Consider the following 4,215-nt stretch of genomic DNA (forward strand, 5'->3'; position numbering starts at 1 on the left):
CACCTCGGCGAGGTGACCGGCGCGACGCGCGCGGGGGCGGCGAGGCGCTGGCCGACGCCGCCGGCGCCGCCGCGCGCGCCGGGCGCCCGTGGTTCGCCGGCGAGGACGACGAGGCGGGGGTCGGCGCCGTCGCGATCCCGCTGCTGCTCGACGGCCGCGTGCTCGGCGTGGTGGCGCTCGGGTGGGACGCGCCGCACCTGCTGGCCGCCGGCGAGCGCGCCTTCCTGCTCGCCTTCGCGCGCCACTGCGCGTTCGCGCTGGAGCGCGCGCGCCTGCTCGACGTCGAGCGCGACGCGCGGCGCGAGGCCGACGACGCGCGCGCGGCGGCCGAGGCGGCGAGCCGCGCCAAGTCCGACTTCGTGAACGTGCTGTCGCACGAGCTGCGCAGCCCGGTGAACGCGATCGTCGGCCACGCGCAGCTGCTGGAGATGGGGGTGCACGGGCCGGTGAGCGAGCGGCAGCGCGAGGCGCTGGGGCGCATCGGGCGCAGCGCGCACCTCATGGGCGCGCTCGTCGACGACCTGCTGGAGCTGGCGCGCATCGAGCACGGGCAGCTGACGTTCGCGCTGCGCGACGTGCCGGCCGCCGAGGCGGTGGAGGCGGTCGCCGAGGCGCTGCGCCCGCAGCTGGAGGCGAAGGCGCTGGCGCTCGCCGTGGACCCGGGGCCGCCGGGGCTCGCGCTGCGCGCGGACCCGGGGCGGCTGCAGCAGGTGCTGCTCAACCTCCTCACCAACGCGCTCAAGTTCACCGAGCGCGGCGGGATCTCGGTCGCCGTGCGCGAGGAGGGGGAGACGGTGTGCGTGGCGGTGCGCGACACCGGCGTCGGGATCCCCGCCGACCGGCTGGACTCGGTGTTCGACCGCTTCGTGCAGGTCGATCAGTCGCTGACGCGCCGCGCCGGGGGGCTCGGGCTCGGCCTCGCCATCGCGCGCGACCTGGCGCGCGGCATGGGCGGCGAGCTGGCGGTCGAGAGCGCGCCGGGCGCCGGGTCGACCTTCACGCTGTCGCTGCCGCGCGCGGAGCCGCGGTCGGAGTCGCGCGCGTAGTCGTACCACCAGGCGCAGGCCGCGGCGACGGCGCCGCCGAGCGCCCACCCGCCGAGGACGTCGCTCGCCCAGTGGCGCTCGACGCGCACGCGCTGCGCAGCGCCGACGACCGCGACCATCCCCGCGGCGGCGAGCACCGCGGCCGGCGCGCGCCCGTCGCGGTGCGCGAGGTGGCCGAGCAGCCCGGCCAGCGCCATCCCGCGCGTCGCGTGCCCGCTGGGGAAGGTCGGCGTGCGCTTGCCGGTGAGCCGCGCGCGCATCGGCCGCCGCTGTTGGCGCCCGTACTTGAAGATCGCGTGCAGCGCGTTGGCCGCGGGCACCGCCGCCAGCACCGGGAGCGCCGAGCGCCCGTCGCGCCGCGCCGCCACCAGCGCCCCCGCCACCGTCCCCGCCAGCAGCGTCGCCCGCTGCCCGGTGAGCGCCGCGCAGACGTCGGCGAACGGCCCGGGCGGGCGCAGGCGCACCCACCACTGCACGCGCCGGTCGAGCTCCAGCGGGCCGCCCCCGCGCTCGCGGGCGACCGCCACGGCGGCGTAGGCGGCGAGCGCGCCGGCGAGCAGCGCGGGGTGTCGGGGGTCGCGGGCGGGATGCGGCACGGCGGCTGCCGGGGGCACGGAATGGGCCAGAAGGACTGGTACGGCGTGGTCCGGTACGGCGTGGTCAGGTAGGGCGTTCTCTGATGCGGCGTTCTCGGGTGGGGCGTGGTCTGATGCGACGTGACTTGATGCCACAGGGCCGCCCCGCACAGTCCACTCACGCCCCACCCGAGAACGCCCGTTCTGACCACGCCGTATCTGAGCACGCCGTATCTGAGCACGCCCTACCTGACCACGCCGTACCTGACCACGCCCTCCCCGCGAACACCTCACCTGCGCCGATGCTCGCCCTCATCCCCCTCACCCTCCTCGTCGGCGCCCTCCTCGCGCTGCAGGCCGGCGTCAACACGCAGCTCCGCGTCGCGCTCGGCGACCCGGGGTTGGCGGCGCTCGTGTCGTTCCTCGTCGGCACCCTGTCGCTCGCGCTGCTCGTGCTCGCGCAGCGGCCGGCGCTCCCCGACGCGGCGGCGCTGGCGCGCGTGCCGTGGTACGCGTGGACGGGGGGCGCGCTCGGCGCGGTCTACGTCGCGACGGTGACGGTGCTGGCGCCGCGGCTCGGCGCCGCGACGCTGACCATCCTCGTGGTCGCGGGGCAGCTCGCCATGTCGCTCGTGCTCGACCACTTCGGGCTGCTCGGCTTCGCGCGGCGCCCGCTGGAGCTCGGGCGCGCGGCCGGCGTCGCGCTCGTGCTGGCCGGCGCGCTGCTCACCCTGCGGAAGTGAGCGGGCGGCCGAGCGGGAGGCGGTAGCCCTCGACCAGCTCGGCCCCCGGCGGCTGGAAGTCGTGCGCGGGGGCGCGCACGAAGCCCAGGCGCGTGTAGAGGCGGACCGCCGCGCGCATGCTGCGCGACGTGTGCAGCCCCAGCTCGGCGGCGCCGGCGGCGCGGGCGCGGCGCACGCACTCGGCGACCAGCGCCTCCCCGACGCCCGTGCCGCGCGCCTCGGGGGAGACCGCGAGCAGCCGCAGCTCGGGCCACGCGGGGGCGCCGGCGAGCCCGCCGTAGGCGTCGCTCGCCGGCGCGAACAGCATCACGCTCCCCACCACCGCGCCGTCGCACTCGGCGACGATCCGCTCGGCCGGCTCGTCGGTGTCGAGCGCGGCGCGCACCGCCGCGTCGAGCGGCGCGAACGCCTCCGCGGGCATCACGGCGGCGTACTCGCCGTACGCGCGCAGCGTCAGCGCGCGCACGGCGTCTCGGTCCTCGGGGCGGGCGTCGCGCACCCGCGGCGTGCGGTCGCCGGGCATGCGCGGACGATACCCGCCCTACGGCTTCCGGGCGAGGTGCAGGAGGACGCGCGTCTCGGCGGTCACCGGGGGGGCGAGGAACGTCCCGGCGCCGAGGAGCGTCGTGTTCCCCTCGGGCGGCTCGGCGAGGATGCGGTAGGTGCCGGACGGGAGGTCGGGCAGCGTCACCAGCCCCCGCGCGTCGGCGACGCCGCTGGCCGCGAGCGTCTGCGTGCCGGTCGTGTCGCGCGAGGCGCCCGACGAGTCGCGCGTGATGCGGTACGCGCTCACGCGCGCGCCGGCCGCCGCGGTGGTGCGCGCCGAGTCGCCGACGGCGCCCGCCGCGGGCATGGTGACGACGGCGGTCAGCGCGAAGCGCGCGACCGGCGCGGGGGGCGGCGTGCGCGTCGTGTCGGGCGCCTGCCCGGGCGCGGGCGCGGCGGCGACGGTCACCGTCATCGAGTCGCGCAGCGCGCCCGCCTCGACGTAGAGCGTCGCGGTGCCGGCGGCGACGCCGGTGACCACGGCGACGGCGATCGAGTCGCCGGCGCGCGACGTGTCGGCGACGCGCAGCACGGCGGCGTCGGAGGTGCGCCACTGCGCGCGGGCGTCGGGCCCCTTCGCCGGGCGCCCCTGCGCGTCGACGTAGCGCGCGCCGACCCACAGGCCGCGGCCGGCGACGACGTTCAGCGTGCCGTCGGGGAGGTCGAGGCGCGTGGCGGCGGGGAGCGGCGCGGGGACGACGACCGAGACGGCGACCGAGTCGCGCCACGCGCCGCTGGCGGCGTGCAGCCACGTCGTGCCGGCGGCGACGCCCGTCAGCGCGCGGCCGCTGTCCACCGTCGCGACGCGCGCGTCGTCGACGCGCAGCGTGGTCGGCCCGGCGAGCAGCGCCAGCGACGGCACGCCCTGCGCGTCCACCGGCTGGACGTCGACGCGCACCACGCGGCCGGGGGCGAGCACGAAGGCGCGCGGGAGGATGCGGATCCCCGCGACCGCGCCGGCGGGGCGCGTCGTGTCGGGGCGGGTGCTGTCGGGGCGCGCGGCGCTGTCGGGACGCGCGGGGGCCGTCGCGGGCGGCGTGTTGCCCTGCGCGGCGACGGGCGTGGACTCGGGCGGCAGCGGCGCGCCGTCGTCGCAGGCGGCGAGCGCCAGCGGGAGCGCGGCGGCGGCGTCGCGGGCGAGCGTGCGGGACGTCATGCGGTTCCTCTCAGGCGGGAGACATCCAGCGCAACCCGCGCAGCGCCGCGCGCGTCACGGGCGCCCCGCGCGCTCCAGCTGCTGCAGCGCGTGCTGCGTGCGCGCGCCGAGCGCGCCCTGCGCGTCGCGCCCCGCGCCGAGGTCGCGCT

At 79.1% G+C, this 4,215-nt stretch carries 4 protein-coding genes and 1 pseudogene; 2 read left to right on the forward strand and 3 right to left on the reverse strand.

Annotation, left to right across the window (positions count from 1 at the left end; genetic code table 11):
* A partial coding sequence (locus PYV61_RS21650) for an ATP-binding protein (protein ID WP_275835569.1) occupies nucleotides 1-1,046 on the forward strand: 1,046 nt, incomplete at its 5' end.
* 53 nt (nucleotides 1,047-1,099) lie between these two features.
* On the opposite strand, the pseudogene PYV61_RS26660 reads toward PYV61_RS21650, so the two are convergent.
* Nucleotides 1,100-1,915, reverse strand: a pseudogene (locus tag PYV61_RS26660) (phosphatase PAP2 family protein); the annotation flags it as partial.
* A gap of 8 nt (nucleotides 1,916-1,923) precedes the next feature.
* On the opposite strand from PYV61_RS26660, the gene PYV61_RS21660 reads away from it, so the two are divergent.
* Nucleotides 1,924-2,364, forward strand: a complete 441-nt coding sequence (locus PYV61_RS21660; RefSeq protein WP_275835571.1) for a DMT family transporter — start codon at nucleotides 1,924-1,926, stop codon at nucleotides 2,362-2,364.
* Here PYV61_RS21660 and PYV61_RS21665 read toward each other — a convergent pair.
* Nucleotides 2,348-2,887: a GNAT family N-acetyltransferase gene (locus PYV61_RS21665; RefSeq protein WP_275835573.1), complete on the reverse strand. Its 540-nt coding sequence runs from the start codon at nucleotides 2,885-2,887 to the stop codon at nucleotides 2,348-2,350. The genes PYV61_RS21660 and PYV61_RS21665 overlap by 17 nt on opposite strands.
* Nucleotides 2,888-2,905: 18 nt before the next feature.
* Nucleotides 2,906-4,066, reverse strand: a complete 1,161-nt coding sequence (locus PYV61_RS21670; RefSeq protein ID WP_275835575.1) for a hypothetical protein — start codon at nucleotides 4,064-4,066, stop codon at nucleotides 2,906-2,908.
* Nucleotides 4,067-4,215 lie beyond the last annotated feature (149 nt).

Origin of the sequence: Roseisolibacter sp. H3M3-2 (assembly GCF_029211165.1) — a bacterium.
Taxonomy (GTDB): Bacteria; Gemmatimonadota; Gemmatimonadetes; order Gemmatimonadales; family Gemmatimonadaceae; genus Roseisolibacter.